Source organism: Ancylobacter mangrovi (assembly GCF_024752355.1).
Lineage (GTDB): Bacteria > Pseudomonadota > Alphaproteobacteria > Rhizobiales > Xanthobacteraceae > Ancylobacter > Ancylobacter mangrovi.
Genome location: NZ_JANTHZ010000002.1, coordinates 830,187 through 850,844 on the forward strand (window position 1 = coordinate 830,187; position 20,658 = coordinate 850,844).

The following is a 20,658-nucleotide window of genomic DNA, read 5'->3' on the forward strand; positions in this document are numbered from 1 at the left end:
TCCGGCGTGCGGGCTGAGCTTCCGGCCCGGCGGCTCAGCCGCGCAGGGTGGCGCCGGTCTTCTTCGTCACCTCGGCGACGATCTTCGCGGCGACCGCCTCGATCTCGGCATCGGTCATGGTCTTCTCGCGCGGCTGCAGCGTGACCGAGAGCGCGACTGACTTGGAATCGGCCTCGATGCCCGGGCCCTCATAGAGGTCGAACACGTTCACCGCCGTGATCAGCTTGCGATCGACGCCGGCGGCGGCCTTCACCATGTCGCCGGCCGCGACCGAGCGCGGCACCAGGAAGGCGAAATCGCGCTCCACCGGCTGGAAGGCGGCGAGCTCCAGCAGCGGCTTCACCCGCGTGGGCTTGGCCTTCGGGGTCGGAATGCAGTCGAGCAGCACCTCGAAGCCCACCAGCGGCCCTTCGACATCCATCGCTTCCAGCACCGAGGGGTGCAGCTCGCCGAAATGGCCGATGACGTTGGCGCCGAGGCGGAAGGTGCCGGAGCGGCCGGGATGGAACCAGTCCGGCGCGTCGGCCGAGATCTGGAGGTTCGCCACCGGCGCGCCGCAGGCCGCGAGCACGGCGAGCGCGTCCGCCTTGGCGTCGAAGGCGTCGACCGGCTGGGCCTTGGCCGACCAGTGGCGCCCGGCGCCCACCGGCTTCGCCAGCGCACGGCGCAGCCCGGTGGCGGCGGTGAACTGGTCCTGAGGGCGGTCGCCCTTGAACACCTGTCCGACCTCGAACAGCGCGCTGTCGCCGAGCCCGCGGTCCGCATTGGCCTGGCTTGAGCGCACGAGGCCGGGCAGCAGGCTCGGGCGCATGTCCGACAGGTCGGAGGCGATGGGGTTGGCGAGCGCGAGCTCGGGCGCGCCGCCGCCGAACAGCTCGGCCTGGAGCTTCGGCACGAAGGACCAGGTGACGGCCTCGACGAGGCCGCGCGTGGCGAGCGCGCGCTTGGCCTTGCGGGTGCGAAGCTGCAGCGTGGTGAGAACCGGCTTCAGGGCGTTCTCGTCGCGCTCGAAGGGCAGCGAGGGCACGCGGTCGAGGCCGAGGATGCGCACCACCTCCTCCACGAGATCCGCCTTGCCCTCGATGTCGCCGCGCCAGGACGGCGGGGTGACGTCGACCGTGCCCGAGCTGCCGGAGACCTTGAAGCCGAGCCGCGTGAGGACGTCGATCTGTTCGTCGTCCTCCGCCGCGAGGCCGGCGAGCCGGTCGGTGAGCAACAGCGGGAAGGCGATGGTGCGGGCGGTGTCGGGGATCGCGCCGGCGAGCTCGATCTCGGAGGCTTCGCCGCCGCACAGGTCGAGGATCAGCTTCGTCGCCAGCTCCAGGCCGGGAACGGTGAAGGCGGGGTCGATGCCGCGCTCGAAGCGGAAGCGCGCATCCGAGTTCAGCCCCAGCTTGCGGCCGGTGGAGGCGATGTTGATCGGCTCCCACAGCGCGGATTCGACCAGCACGTCGGTCGTCCCCTCGTCGCAGCCCGATTCCTCGCCGCCCATCACGCCGGCGAGCGATTCCACGGCACGGGCGTCGGCGATCACGCACATGGTCTCGTCGAGCGCGTAGGTCTTGCCGTCGAGCGCCAGCAGCGTCTCAGCATCAGGGAAGCCCACCCAATAATGGTTGGGATTCTCGGGATCAATCTTTACGGGATGGCCTAGGTCGATCCATTCGTTCGGATCGTCTGTAAAAAACTCATCGTATCGAACAGAGCTCTTCGCCCTGCGCACGACCAGATTGCCCTGGACCTTGCCGGCGTCGAACACGTGGAGCGGGCGGTTCTGGTCGAAGGTCAGCAGGTTGGTGACGTCGACCAGCGCGTTGATCGGGCGAAGGCCGATGGCGCGCAGCTTGTTCTGCAGCCATTCGGGCGAGGGGCCGTTCTTCACGCCGCGGATCAGGCGCAGCGCGAAGGCGGGGCAGGGCGCACCGTCGGCGATCGTCACCTTGACCGGGCAGGGGAAGGCGCCGGCCACCGGCGCGATCGCGTCCTCCACCAGCCGGCCGAGGCCGGCGGCGGCGAGGTCGCGGGCGACGCCGTGCACGCCGAGCGCGTCGGCGCGATTCGGCGTCACCGCGATCTCGATCACCGGATCGTCGAGGCCCATCCAGTCGACATAGGGAACGCCGACGGGGGCATCCTCGGGCAGGTCGATGATGCCGTCATGATCCTCGGAGAGCTCGAGCTCGGCCGCCGAGCACAGCATGCCCCGGCTCTCGACGCCGCGGATCGAGCCCACGCCGAGCGTGATGTCCTTGCCGGGAATGTAGGTGCCGGGCGGGGAGAACACGCTCTTCATGCCGGTGCGCGCGTTCGGCGCGCCGCATACCACCTGGACGGGCTCGCCCGCGCCGGTGTCGACCATGCACACGCGCAGCTTGTCGGCGTTGGGGTGCTTCTCGGCGGAGATGACATAGGCGATGGAGAAGCCCTTGAGCTTGGCCGCCTTGTCCTCGACGCCCTCGACCTCCAGCCCGATGCGGTTCAGCGCATCGAGGATGTCGTCCAGCGAGGCGGTGGTGTCGAGGTGCTCCTTGAGCCAGGAGAGGGTGAATTTCATGGCTTATTTGAACCCGTAGGTCTCTCTGAAGATCTCAAAAAGCTGTTTTGCTGCTTCCTCGCCAAACTGAATTGTTTGGCTTTGCTTTCCCGGATTCTCGCGGTCATCCGAGCCGTGCGTGTCGATCTGAACAATGGAGGTCGCATTCGCTGTGTCAAAGACCTTCACGACCGCCACGACCTCTGTCGGTTGAAGCTTTCCCTTGGCATCTGCACGCGCAATGGATTTTATCCAAGCCATTTCCGCCTCCAGCCCAGGGACTCAGTTCGACAGCCCGCCGGCCAGCGTCGGGAAGTCGAGCGGGCGGAAGCCGTAATGGGAGAGCCAGCGCACATCGGCCTCGAAGAAGGCGCGCAGGTCCGGCATGCCGTATTTCAGCATGGCGATGCGGTCGATCCCCATGCCCCAGGCGAAGCCCTGATACTCGTCCGGGTCGAGGCCGCAATTCCTCAGCACGTTCGGGTGCACCATGCCGCAGCCGAGGATCTCCAGCCAGTCGCTGCCCTCGCCGAAGCGGATCTCGCCCGGGCGCGAGCGGTCGCACTGGATGTCGACCTCCATCGACGGTTCGGTGAAGGGGAAGAAGGAGGGGCGGAAGCGCATCTTCACCCCGTCCACCTCGAAGAACGCCTTGCAGAACTCCTCGAGGATCCATTTGAGGTGGCCGAGATTGGAGCCCTTGTCGATCACCAGCCCCTCGACCTGATGGAACATCGGTGTGTGGGTCTGGTCGCTGTCGGAGCGATAGGTGCGGCCGGGGCAGATGACGCGGATCGGCGGCTTCTGCGTGAGCATGGTGCGCACCTGCACCGGGGAGGTGTGGGTGCGCAGAACCAGGCGCGAGCCGTCCTCCTTGGTGGGCAGGTAGAAGGTGTCGTGCATCTCGCGCGCGGGGTGCCCCTCGGGGAAGTTCAGCGCGGTGAAATTGTGGAAGTCGTCCTCGATGTCAGGCCCTTCGGCGACCGCGAAGCCCATATCGGCGAAGATCGCGGTCAGCTCGTCGATGACCTGGCTGATCGGGTGCACGCGGCCGAGCTCGGCGGGCGCCTCACGCACGGGAAGGGTGACATCGACGCGCTCGGTCTCGAGGCGCTTCGCCAGCGCGGCGGCCTTCAGCTCGGTGCGCCGGGCGGCGATGGCCTCGTTGAGGCGGTCGCGCAGGCCGTTGATGGCCGGGCCTGCGGTCTTGCGCTCCTCGGGGCTCATGCCGCCGAGGCTCTTCAGCAGCTCCGAGACCGAGCCCTTCTTGCCGAGCGCGGCGACGCGGACCGCCTCCAGCCCCGGCTCGTCGCCGGCCGCGGCGATGCCGGCGGTGAGGTCGCGCTCCAGCGCGTCGAGATCGGGAAGGGCGGCGACGGACATGACGGCTCCTCGGCGGAACGGCGGGCTCGGGCGGTACGGGCCGAACGCGGGCACAGCTCGCTCCGGCGCTGCGGCGGTTCGGGTGCGGCGCTTATAGCGGGGAGACATGACGCGGCAAAGCCGCTCCTGCTACGCCGCCAACGCGAAAAGCCCCGGGCGCTGGCGCGCGGGGCTTTCCTTGTTCGGTCCCGGCATTACGGGAAGATCAGGCGGCCTGCTTGTCCAGCGCGGCCTTCGCCTGCTCGACCAGGGCCTTGAAGGCCTCGGGCTCGTGGACGGCGATATCCGAGAGCACCTTGCGGTCGACCTCGATCCCGGCCTTGCCGAGACCGTCGATAAATCGGCCATAGGTGAAGCCGAGCTCGCGGGTGGCGGCGTTGATGCGCTGGATCCACAGGGCGCGGAAGTTGCGCTTCTTCGCCTTACGGTCGCGATAGGCGTATTGCTGCGCCTTCTCGACGGCCTGCTTCGCGACGCGGATGGTATTCTTGCGGCGGCCGAAATAGCCCTTCGCAGCCTTCAGCACTTTCTTGTGCTTGGCGTGCGAAGTGACGCCGCGCTTGACACGTGCCATGGGGGTCTCTCCTGGTACTGGCTAAGGGGCGTCAGTCGTTGGGCAGATAGAACTTGCGAACATTGTAGGCATCACGCTCGGACATGATCGTGGTGCCGCGCTGGTCGCGGATCTGCTTGTTGGTGCGCTTGATCATGCCATGGCGCTTGTTCGCCTGGGCCATGATCACCTTGCCGGTGCCGGAGAGCTTGAAGCGCTTCTTCGCTCCGGACTTGGTCTTCATCTTGGGCATTTGGCTCGTCTCCACGGCCGGCAGCGCCCTCTCGCGAGAGTGTCCGGCCCAATCTAGTGTGAGCATTCGAACCGCCACGGCAGCCCTTTTAGCCGGGCGGTTCGGGAAGGCCGCACCCCATACAGGAGCGGCGGGCCTATTTCAAGCGCCACACGCAAAAGCGGCCCGGAGAGGGCTCCCCGGGCCGCCGGCCGTCCGCCTCGACGGCGGACGGGATGGGTCTCAGGCCGGCCGCCGCTGCTGCGGCTCGGCCTGCCTCAGCTCTTCTTGCACCAGGGCAGGTTGGCCCCGCTGGCGCAGGGGTCCTGATCCTTGCGCGGTGCGCCCTGCTGCGGCCTTCCCTGAGGCGGTTGCGCCTGGGGCGGAGGACCACCCTGCGGCGGACGGCCCTGCGGGGGCTGTGCCTGCGGCGGGGGACCACCCTGGGGCGGCCGGCCCTGATGAGGCTGGCCCTGCGGCGGAGGACCGCCCTGCGGAGGCCCACCCTGCGGCGGGCCACCCTGAGGCGGACGTCCACCCTGAGGGGGAGGGCCGCCCTGCGGGTGACGGCCGCCACGCGGCGGGTAGGCGTCCGGCGGCGGTCCGCCCGCACCCTGCGGGGGTCCGTCCCAGCCGCGGCCATAGCCGTGCTGCGGCGGCGGGCCACCCCAGCCCGGCCCGGAGCCCGGAGGCGGCGGTCCACCCCAGCCCGGGCCATGGCCGGGAGGCGGCGGGCCACCCCAGCCGGGACCAGGTCCCGGGCCAGGCGGCGGCGGGCGGCGGTGAGGCGGAGGCCCGCCCCAGCGGTCATGCTCGGCGTACCACGGCCGGCCGCGATAGTAGCGATCCCAGTAGTTGCCGAAGTTGAAGGCGATGATCGGCACGCCGATCCGCGGCGCGTAGTCGTCGATCTCGACCCGCCGGCCGCGATAGTCGGATTCGAGGTACTGCGCGGCGACCCAGCCGCGATTGCCCCGCCAGTCGACGTCGCACCAGCTGTAGTCGTCGAGGCAGCCATGGATGCCGAGGCCGGTTCCGGCCTCCAGCACCACGACGACCGGATAGGAAGTGCTTGGGCCCGCCCTCAGATTGACATCCGTCGTTACGAAGCCGGGCTGCTGTGCCGCCGCGGCGCCGCCGAGCAACAGCACGAAGGCCGCGCTCGCCAAAACTCTTTTCATTCAACCGTTCTCCCAACGTTGTCAGAATCACAACGCCGACCGGCGCCAAATGGACCCATCTTGTTGGGCAGTTTCATGATGACGGAACGTCGGGTCCGCGACAGGTGGGGAAAACTGACGTTGCGGCGGCTGTGCGCGGGGTTCCGCGCCGGCGCCGCGTCACGTTGATTGTGCGTCGCGAAGCAGACAGGATGCGCGCGATCCGCGCTCCGGGTCCCTGATTCCGGCTCCATGATTCCGGCTCCAGGCCGATCCCTCGCCGCCCTTTCGCTCCCGCCATTGACGGACCCGATCCCATGTCGTTCGGCACGCTGTTCGAAGCCTTCCTCCTCGGCCTGCTGGAAGGCTTCACCGAGTTCCTGCCGGTCTCCTCCACCGGCCACATCCTGCTGGCCGGTCACTTCCTCGGCTTCGAGAGCCAGGGCAAGGTGTTCGAGGTGCTGATCCAGCTCGGCGCCATCCTCGCCATCGTCACCGTCTATTTCCAGCGCTTCTGGCATGTGCTGATCACGCTGCCGACCAGCGCGCGCTCGCGCCGCTTCGTGTTCGGCATCATCGTCGCCTTCCTGCCGGCGGCGGTGATCGGGGCGCTGGCGCACGACTTCATCAAGCGCGTGCTGTTCGAGACGCCGGCACTGATCTGCGTGACGCTGATCCTCGGCGGCATCGTGCTGATCTGGGTCGACACGCTGAAGATCCGGCCGATCCACACCGACGCCATGGCGTTCCCGCCCATGCTGGCGCTGAAGATCGGCTTCATCCAGTGCCTCGCCATGATCCCCGGCACCTCGCGCTCCGGCTCGACCATCGTCGGCGGGCTGCTGCTCGGCGCCAGCAAGCAGGCGGCGGCGGAGTTCTCCTTCTTTCTCGCCCTGCCGACCATGACCGGCGCCTTCGCCTACGACCTCTACAAGAACCGCGACGCGCTCAGCATGGATGACGGCATCATCATCATGGTCGGCTTCATCGCCGCCTTCGTCGCGGCGGTGGCGGTGGTGCGCAGCCTGCTCGCCTTCGTCTCCAAGCACGGCTACACCCCGTTCGGCTGGTGGCGCATCGCGGTGGGCGGCGTCGGGCTGGTGGCGCTGGCGCTGGTCGGCTGACCGGCGGCTCGCCACGCGAGACCGTTGGCACGCAAAAAGGCCGCCGGCGCGATCTGCGTCCGGCGGCCCTGAAGCGATAGCGGCTTGGTGGCGCGGAAGCCTCAGGCGGCTTCCGGCCGGGTGAACTGGCCCGCCTTGCGGTAGCGCCACATATAGCCCGGCAGGACGGCGCCGATCGCGGTCGGGTGGATGCCCAGCCCCTCGAGCGTGCGGCCCTCGGCCTTCGCCGCCTCGGAGACGATGTTGTCATAGGCGAGCAGGCGCACCTGGTCGCGGGTGAGCAGCGGGTTCGGCAGCAGCTCGAGCACCCGCGCCTTGAGCATGGCGAGGCCGCGCGGCACCGGCACCAGCAGGCGCTTGCGGCCGATCTCCTCCAGCATGATCTCCATGAGCTGGCGGAAGGTAAGCACTTCCGGCCCGCCGAGCTCATACACCGTGCCGGGCTTGGCCTCCTCGTCCACCGCCTTGGCGATGGCGGCCGCGACGTCGCCGACGAAGACCGGCTGGAACCGGGTTTCGCCGCCGCTGATCAGCGGCAGGAAGGGCGAGAGCCGCGACATGGCGGCGAAGCGGTTGAAGAAGTCGTCCTCCGGGCCGAACACGACCGAGGGGCGGAAGATCACCGCGTCGGGGCGCGCCTCGAGCACGCCGGCCTCGCCCGCCGCCTTGGTCCTGGCGTAGAGCGCGTCGGAGGCGGCGTCGGCGCCGATGGCCGAGAGGTGGATCATCCGCGCGCCGACTTCCTTCGCCGCCAGCGCGACCTGCCGGGCGCCGAAATCGTGTACGGCCTCGAAGCTCTGTCGCCCACTCTGGTGCAGGACGCCGACGGCGTTGATGACGACCTCGGAACCTTCCGCCGCACGCAGCACGGAGGCGGGATAGCGCAGGTTCGCCTGCACCGGGTTGACCTGGCCGACCGCACCCAGCGGCTGCAGATGGCCGGCAAGGTCCGGGCGGCGGACGGCGACGCGCACCCGCCAGCCCTGGCGCACCAGCGCGCGCACGACATGGCGGCCGATGAAGCCCGAGCCGCCGAAGACCGTGACGAGACGCTCCATCGGCGCCGCGCGCTTCAGCAGCTCGGCTTCGCTCTCAAGCGGCAGTTCGTCGGCATTGGCGGCGTCGACCATCGCATTCTCTCCCGGCCCGGCAGTGGCATGCCAGAGGATTAGCGCGGTGCCGGCCCAGCGTCCAGCGCGCTCGCGCATGGGAGGTGGCCGGGAAGGGTGCAGGGACGGGGATCGGGAGGGCGTGGGGTGGGCTTTGCCGGACGGCTGGAGCGGCTTTCGTGCCGGCTTCGGAGCGGGCTCGTGTGCAGATTCGCGAAAAGCCGCGCCGAAGCCCGCCATGATGGCATTCGCGATTTTGCGGGGCGCGCGCGTTCCGAAAGGAGCGGGATGCTGCCGGCTACGGGCATGGCGCTGGGCTTGGCGCCCCGTGCGCCTGCGCCGCCCGCCGGGGTTCCACCGACATTGGCGAACGCGCCGACGGGATGGCTGGCTCTCGTTCAAACGGGGACATCTGGAATGTCTCGTTGACAAGATGGATCGAGGCCGACTATGTGTCCCCGCCGTGCCCGCTGGGCGCGAGCCCAGGTGGCGGAATTGGTAGACGCGCTGGTTTCAGGTACCAGTGGGTAACACCGTGGAGGTTCGAGTCCTCTCCTGGGCACCATTCGATCATCCGACATGGTCAAATATCGTTCGAAAAGCCGCTGGAACGACGGGTTTCGGCGGCTTTTTCGTTTATGGTGCCTCGCGGAGCGGACCGGGTCCATCTCCCTCGCGCAGTGTTCCCCGCCTGCCAATCCCACCGACCTCCGCCATCCGCGGCGGCACGGCTCATTTCAGCCCGATGACTTCGGCGAGATAGGTTGGCACGGCGGCGGCGACCGTGGCGGCGGGGCCGCGCCAGGCGACGTGGTTGTCCGGCCGCACCAGCCATGCCTGTCCGTCGCCGAAGGTCGCGGCGAAGCGGCCGGCGGCGTCGCTCAGCAGTTCGACGCCCGGCGGCTCGTCGAGGCCCGCCTCGCCCGGTGCCAGCGCGACGACGCGCACGCGGCCCGGCCAGCGGCGGTGGATGTCGGCCGCCAGCGCCTCGACCGTGTCCGTCGTCCCGTCCACCGGCACCAGCAGCACGAAGCGGGTTCCCTTCAGCACGTCGAAGAGCCGCAGCGGGAAGCCGAACCCGTGGCGCCGCAGCCCCTCGACGTCGGGCATCCGGTCGCCGGCGGAAAGCCCGTCCCCCGCGACATCGGCGAGCGGGCCGCCGCGATAGCTCACCAGGACCTGGGTGTCGGCCAGCCGGTCGCCCTCGCCGCGCCGGCCCAGATTGACGCTCTCCTCGACGGTGTGGGCGATCACCGCTTCGGCCACGGGGCGCCGCTCGGCCTCGTAGCTGTCGAGCAGCCGCCGGCCGGCCTCGCCCTTCGCCACCAGGGCCAGCTTCCAGGCGAGGTTGTAAGCGTCCTGTATGCCCGTGTTCATGCCCTGGCCGCCGGTCGGCGGGTGGACGTGGCAGGCATCGCCGGCGATGAAGACGTTGCCGGCGCGGTAGTGCTCGGCGAGGCGGATCGAGATCCGGAAGATCGACGACCAGCGCAGGTCGCCGAGGCGCGGGCGGTCCGGCAGCAGGCGGTCGGCCACCTCCTGAAGGTCGGCGAGGCCGGCGCCGGGCCGCTCGGCCTGGATGCCGTGGTCGGTGCCATCCTTCGCCGGCGCCATGAGCCGCGCCGGGGCCATGGCCGAGACGCGGTAGCGCCCGCGCTCGGGCAGCGGCACGGCGACCAGCAGGTCCGGCGGCGCGTCCTCCATCGGGTGCACCGCGAACACGGCGAGCCCGCGCGGCACGTCCCAGTCGATCGATACGTCGCCCAGCATGAACTCGAACGGCCAGCCCTCGCCCTCGAACGCGATGCCGAGCGCCTTGCGCACCGCGCTGTGCGCGCCGTCGCATCCGACCACGAAATCGAACGTTGCCGACTCCCGGCCCTGCGGACCGTCGAGCTCGACATGAACGCGATCCTCCGCCTGCGAGAGGGCCGCGAGCGCGACCGCGCGCTCGGGCACGATGCCGTACTGCGCCAGACGCTCGGTGAGCACGCGCTCGGTCTCGTATTGCGGCACGCCGAGCGCCGCATAGGGCAGGTCGGAGAGGTCGCGCCGCTTGTCGCGCGGCGGCTGGCCGGGGAGCACCATGCGCATGCCGTCGAGCCACAGCCCGGCGTCGATCATCTCGCGCGCCAGCCCCATATCCTCGAACACTTCGAGCGAGCGCGGGGTAACGCCGATGGCGCGGCAATAGGGCGAGGGTGTTACGAGCTTGTCGACGAGGCGAACCCGCACGCCGTGGCGGGCCAGCTCGGCCGCGAGTGTCAGCCCGACCGGACCGGCGCCGACGACGAGTACGGATGCGTCCATGATCAGTCCTCCCCGGCTGCCTTTTTACAGGCGAGCGGGAGGGCGTGGCCAGAGCCGCTTCGGTTCTCGTCGCGGCCGCCGCCGGGCTGCCGGGTGTTCAGCCTCCGGCGACGCGGCTCGGCAGCAGCTCGCCGCTGCGCTCCAGCACCGGATAGGCGGCCGCGGCGACGATGTGGCTGTTGATCAGCTTGAGGTCGCGCAGCAGGTCGAGCTGCAGCGCGCTCGACTGCGCGGTGGCGAGGACGCCGCTGCGCAGCCGGTCGAAATGCGCCCGCGTCGCCCGCGCTTCGGCATCGCGGAACGCCACCTTTTCGTCGGCGAGCAGGCGCGCGGCCCGCGGGTCGTCGGTCATGAACAGCGAGGCGGCGGTGCGCAGATTGACGATGATGCGGTTGGTGAGGGCGACGAGCTCCTCGCGCCCGTCCTTCGGCACCAGAAGGCCGCGCTTCAGGCCCTTCGAGAGATGCGGCAGCAGATAGCGGTCCACCACGTCGCCGGCCTGCTCGAGGTTCATCGCGAAGGCGAGGATCTCGTTGAGCCGGCGATGGTCGTCATGGCTGAGCTCGTCCGGGTCGATCGAGGTCAGGTACGACTTGATGGCGATGTTCAGCCGGTCGAGCACGTCGTCCCGGCGCCGGGTCTCTGCGATCAGGCGGCGCTCGCTCTTCGCCAGCCCTTCGCGGGCGCCGAGCAGCATGGTCTCGAGCCCGTCGACGAGCCGCAGCGTCTCGCGCGCCGCGCCGCCCAGCGCGACGATGGGCGTCTCGCGGGCGGCCGGGTCGAGATAGATCGGCGCCGAGGGGTCGACCGAAGCCTGCTCGTCCGGCAGCAGGCGCCTCAGCAGTTGGGCGAGTGGGGTGAGCAGCGGCAGGAAGGCCAGCGCGACGGCGAGGTTGAACAGCGTGTGGAAATCGGCGACCGCGCGGATCGTGTCGGGCTGCAGCGTCACCATCAACCGGCCGATCGGCTGCAGGGCCGCTAGCGCCAGGGCGATGCCGACGAGGCGCGTCACCAGATTGCCCATCGGCACCCGGCGGGCGGCCGGGCTGGCGCCTGCCGCGCCTTCCAGCAGCGGATTGATGGCGGTGCCGAGATTGGCCCCGAGCACCAGCGCGAAGGCGGCGTCGGGCGGCACGATGCCGTGCGCGGCCAGCGACATGACCAGCAGCACCACCGCGACGCTGGAATGCACCGCCCAGGTCAGCCCCGCCGCCACCAGCACGTCGAGCAGCGGCGTGGTGGCGATGGAGCCGAGCAGCAGGCGCAGGCTCGGCGCGTCCTCGACGTCGACCAGCAGGCCGAGAAGCTGGTGGAGCGCCAGCAGCATCAGGCCGAGGCCGATCAGCACCCGCCCGAGATCATGGGCCGGCGCGCTGGCGCTGCGGCGGAACATCAGCACGCCGACCAGGATCAGCGCCGGCGCGACGGTCGAAATGTCGAAGGACAGGAGCTGGACGATCAGCGTGGTGCCGACATTGGCGCCGAGCATCACCGCGAGCGCGGGCACCAGCTCGACGAAGCCGCCGGCGGCGAAGCTCGTGACCATCAGCCCGGTGGCGGTGCTGCTCTGCAGGATCGCGGTAATGCCGAGGCCGGCCGCGAAGGAGCGCAGGCGGCCGGCGAGGGCATGGTTCAGGATCGCCTTGAGGCGCGGCCCGAAGGCGCGCTGCATGCCGGTCTGCACCATGTGGGTGCCCCAGAGCAGCAGTGCGATGAAGCCGGCGAGATCGACGAGGGTGACGGGAAAGCTCATGGGCGCATCCGGTGCCTGCGGCCGGCCGCGTTGGCCGCCCGGCTGCGTGAACGCTAAACCCCGCGGCGTGGCAGCATCAAGATCGACCCTTGGCCATTGCCGCCGACGCCGGACGGCCGGCGGTCAGGACAGCGACCCGACCGCGCCGCCGCCCTGGCGGGAGACGCGGGCCCCGCTAGACGGGCCGAGCGCGCTCTTGCCCTCGCCGCGCTGCTCCCCGCTGGTCAGCGCCACCAGCCAGCAGGCGCAGGCGAAGCCGGCGACAAGCAGGCCGCTGATCAGCATGACCACGCCGTGCCAGCCATGGCCGGTCCAGAACACGCCTCCCAGCGTGCCGACCACGCTCGAGCCGAGATAATAGGCGAACAGGTAGAGCGAGGAGGCCTGCGCCTTGGCGTGGTGGGCCCGCGCGCCGACCCAGCTCGAGGCGGTGGAATGGGCGCCGAAGAAGCCGGCGGTCAGCACCGCCATGCCGAGCACGATCACCGGCAGCCACGGCGCCAGCGTCGCCAGCACCCCCACCAGCATCAGCCCCAGCGACAGGCACAATATCGGGCCGCGCCCGAGGCGCACCGCGAGATCGCCGATATAGGCGGAGGAGACGATGCCGACGAGATAGACCGCGAAGATGAAGCTGACCGAGATCTGGCTCAGCGAGAAGGGCGGCTGCATCAGCCGGTAGCCGGTGTAGTTGTAGACGCACACGAAGCTGCCCAACAGCAGGAAGCCCTGCAGGAACAGCGCCCTGAGGCCGCCGTCGCGCAGATGGCCGGCGAAGGAGCCGGCGAGCACCCGCACCGAAGGCGAGCTGCGGCGGAAGTTCCGCGAGGCCGGCAGGGTGCGCCACAGCACCAGCGCGCAGGCGACGCCGACCACGCCGACCGCGAACAGGCCGGTGCGCCAGGAGACGAAATCGGCGACGACGCCGGCGATGGCGCGCCCGCCGAGCCCGCCGAGCCCGCTGCCGCCGATATAGAGCCCCATGGCGAGGCCGACGGATTCGGTGTGCATCTCCTCGCTGACATAGGCCATCGCCACGGCCGGCAGGCCGCTGAAGGCGATGCCCGCCAGCGCGCGCAGCACGACGAGGTCGTTCCAGTCGCGCACGAAGGCGCTCGCCATCATCAGGAGAGCCGAGACGAGGAGCGAGGTCACCATGACCGGCTTGCGCCCGACGATCTCGGACAGCGAGCTCGCCACCAGCATGGCGAAGGCGAGCGTGCCGGTGGTGGCGGACAAAGCGAGGCTGCTCTGGGCCGGGCCAATGCCGAACTCCTGCGAGAACACGGGCATCAGCGGCTGCACGCAGTAGATCAGCGCGAAGGTCGAGAAGCCGGCGGAGAACAGCGCGAGATTGGTGAGCCGGAAGCTGCGCGTGCCGCGCCGGATGCGGCTGTCGACGGCGGCTCCCGGATGGTCGGGAAGGGTGGCGTCGAGGGGCGAGGCGAGAGGCGCGGCGGCGCCGGCGTCGGGCAGAGCGGATATGTCGGTCATCGGGATCACTTCCGCGGCGCAACGGAACTGAAGGGCGCCGCGAGGATGCAGATGGGACCGCAAACCTATATTGTCCAATATCGGTTTGGTCCTGATTGATAGGTTCGGCGAATGGATCTGCGTCATCTGCGCTATTTCACGGCGCTCGCCGAGGAGCTGCATTTCGGCCGCGCGGCGCAGCGGCTCGGCATCTCGCAGCCCCCGCTCAGCCAGCAGATCCACGCGCTTGAACTGGAGCTCGGCGCCGAGCTGTTCATCCGCACCAGCCGCCGCGTCGAGCTGACCGAGGCCGGGCGCCTGTTCCTCGCCGAGGCACGCGCCGTGCTCTCCCGCGCCGAGCAGGCGCTGATCGTCGGCCAGCGCGCCGGGCGCGGCGAGATCGGCGAACTGCGCATCGGCTTCACCGCCTCCGCCCCGCTCGCCAGCATCATGCCGACGCTGATCCATACCTTCCGGGAGCAGCGACCCGACGTGCACCTCACGCTGAGGGAGATGCTGAGCCACCAGCAGATGCAGGAATTGCTGGACGGTTCGCTCGACGTCGCCTTCCTGCGCACCCCGGCCGATCCCTCGCTGATGGACCCGCGCATCGCCGCCATCGAGCTGCAGCGCGAGGAGCTGCTGGTGTTCCTGCCCAAGAGCCACCCGCTCGCGCGCACCAGCCCGCGCCACCGGATCGCGCTCGCCGAGCTGCATCAGGACGTGTTCGTGCATTTCTCGCGCGAGGCCGGCGCCATCACCTACGACCAGTTCATCGAGCTGTGCCGCGCCGCCGGCTTCCGGCCGCGGATCGGCCAGGAGGCGCGCGAGGCGGTGACCATCATCGGCCTCGTCGCGGCCGGGGTCGGCATCACCATCATGGCCGCCTCGCTGCGCAACATCCGTCTCGCCAATGTGGTGACGCGCCGGCTGGCGGAGCCCGCGCCGTGCCTGTCCACCTGGCTCGCGCATCTGTCCGAGGGCGCCTCGCCGACGACGCAGGCCTTCCTCGCCCTCGGCGCCGCCGCCCGCCCGTGACGGGCTTAAGCGGGGAGGCGTTCAGGACTGGCCGAGCAGCTCGAGCGTCCTCGCGTCGAGCTCGCCCCGGTAGAAGGCTTGCAGCCCCTCCGCGAACAGCTCCGCATCGGCAGGATCGGTGGCGGCGGCGCGGAACAAGGTCAGGCAGGAGCGGAACTTGAGGTCGTCCGGGCTGCCGAGGACGGTGCGCACCGGCGTGGCGCGATGCCGGAGCATCAGCCGGACATGGCGGCGCAGCCGCTCGCCGAGCACCGGATCGGCGAGATACGCCTTCGCCTCGCCGAGGCCGGCAAGGGCGAATCGCTGCGCCGTAGGCGACAGACCGAGCCCGGCGAGCTGGGGAAACACGAACCACATCCAGTGCGTGCGCTTGCGGCCGGCGGCGAGCTCGGCCTCAACCTCGGCCAGCACCGGCGCCTGCGCGTCGACGAAACGTGCGGCATCGAAATCCGTCATCCTGGCGTACTCCCCGAAGGCCGGCCGGGCCGGCCTGTAGCCTTGCGTTCGGGCCGTCCCGTCGCCCGCCGCGACCTCGTCCTTAAAGACGCGGTGACGGGCACAAAGTTGCTTCCGCGACCACCAGGCTCGCATTGCAGCATCGGTCCGTCGAGGGACACGTTGCAGGCGCCGTCCGGGCGCCGCGGCTGGACAAGGCGCACATGAACGATGTTGAGTGGCAGTCATTGGTACCCGCCTGACCTTGAGAGGAGCCCTCTTGACCTCCCGCATCGAGGATTATGCACTCATCGGCGATTGCGAGACCGCCGCCCTGGTCTCGCGCGATGGCGCGATCGACTGGGCCTGCTTTCCCCGCTTCGATTCGCCCGCCTGCTTCGCCGCCCTGCTCGGCACCGCCGAGAACGGGCGCTGGTCGATCGCGCCGGCCGATCCGGTGGTGTCGATCACGCGGCGCTACCGCCCGGACACGCTGATTCTCGAGACCACCTTCGAGACCGCCGAGGGCCGGGCGACGCTGATCGATTTCATGCCGCCGCGCGACGGCGCCAGCGACCTGGTGCGCCTCGTGGTCGGCGTGAGCGGGCGGGTCGCGTTCGACACCGACTTCGTGGTCCGCTTCGACTATGGCCGCACCATTCCGTGGGTGACGCATGAGGACGGCGTGATCAGCGCGGTGGCGGGTCCGGACCTGCTGACGCTGGTGACCCCGGTTCCGCTCGACGGCGAGGACCTGCACACCACCGGCTCCTTCACCGTCCATGAGGGCGACCGCATTCCCTTCGTGCTCACCTATGGCCCCTCGAACGGGCCGCGCCCGGCGCATCAGGACGTCGAGGCGGTGCTCGCCGACACGGAGACCTACTGGCGCGAGTTCATCAAGCACTGCCCCGAGGTCGGGCAGTGGACCGAGACCGTCAAGCGCTCGCTCATCACGCTGAAGGCGCTCACCTACCATCCGAGCGGGGGCATCGTGGCGGCGGCCACCACCTCGCTGCCCGAACAGCTCGGCGGCTCGCGCAATTGGGACTACCGCTTCTGCTGGTTGCGCGACGCCACCATGACGCTGATGGCCTTCATGAAGCTTGGCTATTACGAGGAGGCCAGCGCCTGGCGCGAATGGCTGATGCGCGCGATCGCCGGCGCGCCGGCGCAGGTGCAGATCATGTACGGCGTCGCCGGCGAGCGGCAGCTTCTCGAATGGGAGGTGCCGTGGCTAGCGGGCTATGAGGAATCGCCCCCGGTGCGGATCGGCAACGCCGCCGCCGGTCAGTTCCAGCTCGACGTCTACGGCGAGGTCGCCGACGCCATGGCGCAGGCGCTCAAGGGCGGGCTTCCCCCGCATCCGCGCACGCGGGCGGTCAGTGGCGTGCTGATGCCGTTCCTCGAGCGGGCCTGGCTCGAGCCCGACGAGGGAATCTGGGAGATGCGCGGCGGGCGCCAGCACTTCACCTATTCCAAGGTGATGGCCTGGGTCGCCTTCGACCGCGCGGCCAAGATGGCCGAGGACACCGAAGGCGGCCGGCCCTTCGCGGACCACTGGCGGCAGGTGGCGGACGCGATCCATGCGGATGTCTGCGCCAAGGCGTTCGATCCCGAGCTCGACAGCTTCGTGCAGGCCTATGGCTCGAAGACCATCGATGCCAGCGTGCTGCAGATTCCGCTGGTCGGCTTCCTCCCGGTGGATGATCCGCGCGTGCGCGGCACGGTGGCGGCGGTCGAGAAGCGGCTGCTGCATGACGGGCTGGTGCTGCGCTATCGCACCGACGAGATCGATGACGGACTGCCGCCGGGCGAGGGCGCCTTCCTCGCCTGCAGCTTCTGGCTGGCGGACGTGATGGTGCTGCAGGGGCGCTATGCCGATGCGCGCCGGCTGTTCGGCCGCCTCCGGGAGATGTGCAACGATGTCGGCCTGCTGGCGGAGGAATACGACCCCGTCGCCCGCCGCATGCTGGGCAATTTCCCGCAGGCCTTCAGCCATGTCGGGCTCATCAACACCGCGCTCAACCTCGCCCGCGCCACCGGCCCCGCCGAGGAGCGCGCCGAAGGGGCGGACGGCTCGGGAACCGACGGGGCGGAGGCCGATGGGTCGAAGGGCGGCAGATCGGCAGATGGCGGGGCGGGCGACGGATCGCAGGCCGCCGCCTCGTAACGCGTCCCGCGCCGCGGACACGCTCCTGCGGCCCGCCTCTGTGGGCCTTGCCGCCATTGGAGCGGCGTCCGGCTGCGGCTAGGATGAAGGCGAATCGGTATCCCGGGCGGAGAACCTGAACACGATGCGCCGTCGTCGCACGCTTCTGCGCAATGCCGCCTTCGTCTTCCTTCCCGTCCTCCTGCTGTCGCTGCCCGCCGTCGCGGACGCGCTACCGCCGGCGGCCGAGCAGACGCAGAAAGAACAGCCGGCGGAGCTGCTGAAGGCGCTCGACGACGCGGCGATCGCCGCCTATGTCGCCGGCCGTTCGCAGACGCTCGCGGATAACGACGGGCCGGTCATCATCGTCGCCGGCGACATGGTGCTGCTCGCCAACGGCACCGAGACGCACGCCGACTACACGCCCGACGGCTATACCGAGCTCAAGACCATCTCCCACATCACCCTCGGCGTGGTCGGCCTGCTGCACGCCTATGCCGACGATCCGGCGGCCGGCGCGGCGGTGTGGAAGCCGCTGCTGGAAAAGCTGCTGGCGCAGGTCAGGGCGGTCGAGCCGATCCTCGGCACGCTCGGCCTCGGCGCGGATGCGCACGCCCGCGACGCCTATATCGTGCAGCGCATGACCGCCTTCATGGAGGCGACGCTCGCCCGCGGCAGCTACACGCGCGACGAACTGACCAAGGCGGCGCGCGACGTCGCGCCCTATCTGCTGGCGAGCGCGTCGGACGCGGCGAAGTACCAGATTAAGCGCATGGACGGCATCGTGCGGCAGTGGCGCGCGGAGCTGTCGCCTGAGCAGTGGAGCCGGCTGCGCGTCTTCGTGCTCGGGCCGCACATGCCGCGCGAGGGCTATCTCCAGTTCAACTATTTCCGGTTCCTGATGGGCGACGCGGCGGTCGGTAAAACGCTGATCTATGGCGAGAACATCTTCAGCCAGAAGGGCGCGACCAAGCTGCTCGCCACCGTGCTGCAGGATCGCGCGATTGCCAAGATCACCTTCGACGACGAGATGCGGATGGACCGGGACCTGCTGGCGGACGGCGCCGAGGCCGAGCTGCTGCGCCTGTTCGGCAGGCTCGGCACGCCGGCGCCCTAAAGCTTCGTCAGCTCGCCCGGACCGGCGCCGAGCAGCGAGCGGATCTTCTCCGCCAGCCCCGGGGACGCGGGGTTGTAGACCACCATATTGAGGTCCGCCCGCCCGTCGACCGTGAAGGCGGAATATTCGAATGTCACCGGGCCGAGCACCGGGTGGTGCATCTGCTTGACGCCCTCGCCATGGCCGTGGACGTCGTTGTCGCGCCACAACGCCGCGAATTCGGGGCTGAGGCGGCACATCTCCTCCACGAGCGGCTTCACCTCGGCGGCGGCCCCGGCGCGCGCCGCGTCGACGCGGAAGGCGCCGACCACGAAGCGCGCCACGCTCTCCCAGTCGTACTGGGCGGCGCGCACGCGCGGGTCGAGGAAGATGAAGCGCAGCACGTTGCGCTCTTCCGGGGGCAGCTTGCCGTAATCGGTGAGCATCACCGTCGCCGCCCGGTTCCAGGCGACGATGTCCCAGGTCGCGGTGCGGATGAAGGCGGGGCTCGGGTCCAGCGCGTCGAGCACGCGCTGCAGGCGCGGGGTGACGCCCTCGCCCTTGCGGTAGCGCACCTCCGGCGCGCGGCCGAGGCCGAGCAGGAACAGGTGCTCGCGCTCGACATCGGTCAGCATGAGGGCGCGGGCGATCCGGTCCAGCACGTCGGCGGAGGGCGCACCGCCGCGTCCCTGCTCGAGCCAGGTGTACCAGGTGGCGCTGATGTTGGCCCGCTGCGCCACCTCCTCGCGCCGCAGTCCCGGCGTGCGGCGGCGCGCCTGCGGGAAGCCGAAGGCGCCGGGGTCGAGCTTCGCCCGCCGGTCCTTCAGATAGGCGCCGAGCGCATTCTCGTCGGTCTGCATGCTCATGCTGATAGTCATTATACCAGGATAATCTCACTACTTTACCACGATAGCCGGTAGGCCGAGATTTGTCTCCGTTGGAATTCTGGAGACCCAATCATGCGTGTGTTCGTGACCGGCGCGACCGGCTTCATCGGCTCGGCCGTCGTCAGGGAACTGATCTCGGCCGGCCACCAGGTGCTCGGCCTCGTGCGTTCGCCGGAGAAGGCCGCCGCGCTCGCGGCCGCCGGCGCCGAGGTGCATCGCGGCTCAGTGCAGGACGAGGACAGCCTCAGGAGCGGGGTCGCGCTCTGCGACGGCGTCATCCACCTCGCCTTCAACCACGACTTCTCGACATACGCCGCCAATTGCGAGGACGACCGCCGGGTGATCGGCGTGCTCGGCGCGGCGCTCAAGGGATCGGCCCGCCCGCTGGTCATCACCTCCGGGACCGGCATGGCGCGGGCCGAGCCCGGCCAGCCGGCGCGGGAGGACGATCCGGTCGTCGGCTCCGACGTGATCCCGCGCGCGGCTTCGGAGGAAGCGGCCGCGAGCGTCGCCGCGGACGGGGTCAACGTGTCGGTTATGCGCCTGCCGCAGGTGCACGACACCGCCCGCCAGGGGTTGGTGAGCTACGCGATCGTCCTCTACCGCGAGAAGGGCGCCTGCGCCTATGTCGGTGACGGGCACAGCCGCTGGCCGGCGGCGCATGTCCTCGACGTGGCGCGGCTCTACCGGCTGGCGATCGAGAAGGCCGAGCCCGGCGCCGTCTATCACGCGGCCGCCGAGGAGGGGATATCCATGCGCGACATGGCGCAGGTGATCGGCCGCCGGCTGGAGCTGCCGGTCCGTTCGATCGCACCGGACGAGGCGGCGGCGTTCTTTGGCTGGCTGACCCCGTTCGTACTGCACGACGCCCCGGCCTCGAGCGCGCTGACGCGGGCGACGCTGGGATGGGAGCCCAAGGGGCCGGGCATGCTCGCCGATCTCGAGCGGCTGGAAGTGGACGGGCTCTGAAGCGCGCGAATGTGGCGGCCGCCGGGGTGGATGCGTCCTTGTGACGGGTCCACCCCGGCGGCCGCGTTGTCGATTGAGGCGGGTCTATCTGCGAAGAGTGTCGTGGCCCGGTATGCCTGTCCGTCCTTCCGGTGCCGACATCCGGCGCTGACCCACGGCAGGGCGCGCGGTGGCATCGCCCCGGGGAGAACGCGGTCCGCGAAGCCATTAAGCCGCGTTAATATATTGATAAGGCGTGGGAAAAGGCACTTTTCCACCTCAAGCTTCCGCTCTGTCGCCGGCATGTCATTTTTCTTGCGAGAGGGCCGTTGACATTATCCGCGGGGTCCCCTTATAAAGCGGCCATCGACGGGGCGCGCCGCTGACGCGGTGCTTTTGCTCCTCAGGTTGATCCCGACAGAGACGAGGTCTTCGGACCGGCGGTCGCCGGCGGGAAAACTGTCGACTGCAC

The 20,658-nt window shown here is 69.8% G+C and carries 17 protein-coding genes and 1 tRNA gene; 6 read left to right on the forward strand and 12 right to left on the reverse strand.

Annotation, left to right across the window (positions count from 1 at the left end):
- Nucleotides 1-34: 34 nt before the first annotated feature.
- The 6 genes from ytpR to NVS89_RS09255 form a co-directional block, all read right to left on the reverse strand.
- A complete protein-coding gene (ytpR, locus tag NVS89_RS09230) occupies nt 35-2,554 on the reverse strand; it encodes a YtpR family tRNA-binding protein (RefSeq protein ID WP_258732323.1) in 2,520 nt (839 codons plus the stop codon).
- A gap of 3 nt (nt 2,555-2,557) precedes the next feature.
- A complete protein-coding gene (locus tag NVS89_RS09235; RefSeq protein WP_258732324.1) occupies nt 2,558-2,794 on the reverse strand; it encodes a hypothetical protein in 237 nt (78 codons plus the stop codon).
- A 21-nt stretch (nt 2,795-2,815) separates the two neighbouring features.
- Nucleotides 2,816-3,916 carry a phenylalanine--tRNA ligase subunit alpha gene (gene pheS, locus NVS89_RS09240; RefSeq protein WP_258732326.1) on the reverse strand — a complete coding sequence of 367 codons (1,101 nt, stop codon included), beginning with the start codon at nt 3,914-3,916 and terminating at the stop codon, nt 2,816-2,818.
- A 205-nt stretch (nt 3,917-4,121) separates the two neighbouring features.
- On the reverse strand, nt 4,122-4,490 hold the full coding sequence (gene rplT / locus NVS89_RS09245) for a 50S ribosomal protein L20 (protein ID WP_258732328.1): 369 nt from the start codon (nt 4,488-4,490) through the stop codon (nt 4,122-4,124).
- 31 nt (nt 4,491-4,521) lie between these two features.
- Entirely contained in the window at nt 4,522-4,722 is a 201-nt protein-coding gene (rpmI, locus tag NVS89_RS09250) for a 50S ribosomal protein L35 (protein ID WP_258732330.1), read from the reverse strand.
- A gap of 257 nt (nt 4,723-4,979) precedes the next feature.
- Nucleotides 4,980-5,882: an SH3 domain-containing protein gene (locus NVS89_RS09255; protein ID WP_258732331.1), complete on the reverse strand. Its 903-nt coding sequence runs from the start codon at nt 5,880-5,882 to the stop codon at nt 4,980-4,982.
- A 296-nt stretch (nt 5,883-6,178) separates the two neighbouring features.
- On the opposite strand from NVS89_RS09255, the gene NVS89_RS09260 reads away from it, so the two are divergent.
- Nucleotides 6,179-6,985 carry an undecaprenyl-diphosphate phosphatase gene (locus tag NVS89_RS09260; protein WP_258732332.1) on the forward strand — a complete coding sequence of 269 codons (807 nt, stop codon included), beginning with the start codon at nt 6,179-6,181 and terminating at the stop codon, nt 6,983-6,985.
- Nucleotides 6,986-7,086: 101 nt separating this feature from the next.
- Here NVS89_RS09260 and NVS89_RS09265 read toward each other — a convergent pair whose 3' ends face one another.
- Nucleotides 7,087-8,043, reverse strand: coding sequence for a complex I NDUFA9 subunit family protein (locus NVS89_RS09265; RefSeq protein ID WP_258732389.1), 957 nt, complete (start codon nt 8,041-8,043; stop codon nt 7,087-7,089).
- A gap of 531 nt (nt 8,044-8,574) precedes the next feature.
- Here NVS89_RS09265 and NVS89_RS09270 point away from each other — a divergent pair.
- Nucleotides 8,575-8,659: transfer RNA gene (locus NVS89_RS09270), tRNA-Leu, on the forward strand.
- A 167-nt stretch (nt 8,660-8,826) separates the two neighbouring features.
- Here the strand turns inward: NVS89_RS09270 and NVS89_RS09275 are convergent.
- The 3 genes from NVS89_RS09275 to NVS89_RS09285 form a co-directional block, all read right to left on the reverse strand.
- A complete protein-coding gene (locus NVS89_RS09275) occupies nt 8,827-10,404 on the reverse strand; it encodes an FAD-dependent monooxygenase (protein WP_258732334.1) in 1,578 nt (525 codons plus the stop codon).
- Between the two features lie 97 nt (nt 10,405-10,501).
- Complete coding sequence (locus NVS89_RS09280; protein WP_258732335.1) at nt 10,502-12,157, reverse strand: Na/Pi cotransporter family protein; 1,656 nt, start codon at nt 12,155-12,157, stop codon at nt 10,502-10,504.
- 123 nt (nt 12,158-12,280) lie between these two features.
- Complete coding sequence (locus NVS89_RS09285; protein WP_258732336.1) at nt 12,281-13,651, reverse strand: MFS transporter; 1,371 nt, start codon at nt 13,649-13,651, stop codon at nt 12,281-12,283.
- Between the two features lie 111 nt (nt 13,652-13,762).
- Here NVS89_RS09285 and NVS89_RS09290 point away from each other — a divergent pair, with 111 nt between their 5' ends.
- Nucleotides 13,763-14,668, forward strand: a complete 906-nt coding sequence (locus NVS89_RS09290) for a LysR substrate-binding domain-containing protein (protein WP_258732337.1) — start codon at nt 13,763-13,765, stop codon at nt 14,666-14,668.
- Between the two features lie 21 nt (nt 14,669-14,689).
- Here NVS89_RS09290 and NVS89_RS09295 read toward each other — a convergent pair whose 3' ends face one another.
- Nucleotides 14,690-15,124, reverse strand: coding sequence for a DUF1810 domain-containing protein (locus NVS89_RS09295; RefSeq protein ID WP_258732338.1), 435 nt, complete (start codon nt 15,122-15,124; stop codon nt 14,690-14,692).
- A 259-nt stretch (nt 15,125-15,383) separates the two neighbouring features.
- On the opposite strand from NVS89_RS09295, the gene NVS89_RS09300 reads away from it, so the two are divergent.
- Both NVS89_RS09300 and NVS89_RS09305 read left to right on the forward strand, forming a co-directional pair.
- The gene (locus NVS89_RS09300) at nt 15,384-17,276 is read left to right on the forward strand and encodes a glycoside hydrolase family 15 protein (protein WP_258732339.1); all 1,893 of its coding nucleotides are present in this window, start codon (nt 15,384-15,386) and stop codon (nt 17,274-17,276) included.
- Nucleotides 17,277-17,400: 124 nt separating this feature from the next.
- Nucleotides 17,401-18,372: a hypothetical protein gene (locus tag NVS89_RS09305; protein ID WP_258732340.1), complete on the forward strand. Its 972-nt coding sequence runs from the start codon at nt 17,401-17,403 to the stop codon at nt 18,370-18,372.
- Here the strand turns inward: NVS89_RS09305 and NVS89_RS09310 are convergent.
- Nucleotides 18,369-19,217 (reverse strand): helix-turn-helix transcriptional regulator, encoded by an 849-nt coding sequence (locus NVS89_RS09310; protein WP_258732341.1) that lies wholly within the window; start codon nt 19,215-19,217, stop codon nt 18,369-18,371. The two genes, NVS89_RS09305 and NVS89_RS09310, sit on opposite strands and share 4 nt — an antisense overlap.
- A 93-nt stretch (nt 19,218-19,310) precedes the next feature.
- Between NVS89_RS09310 and NVS89_RS09315 the strand changes: the two genes are divergently transcribed.
- Nucleotides 19,311-20,207: an SDR family oxidoreductase gene (locus NVS89_RS09315; RefSeq protein WP_258732343.1), complete on the forward strand. Its 897-nt coding sequence runs from the start codon at nt 19,311-19,313 to the stop codon at nt 20,205-20,207.
- Nucleotides 20,208-20,658: the final 451 nt, after the last annotated feature.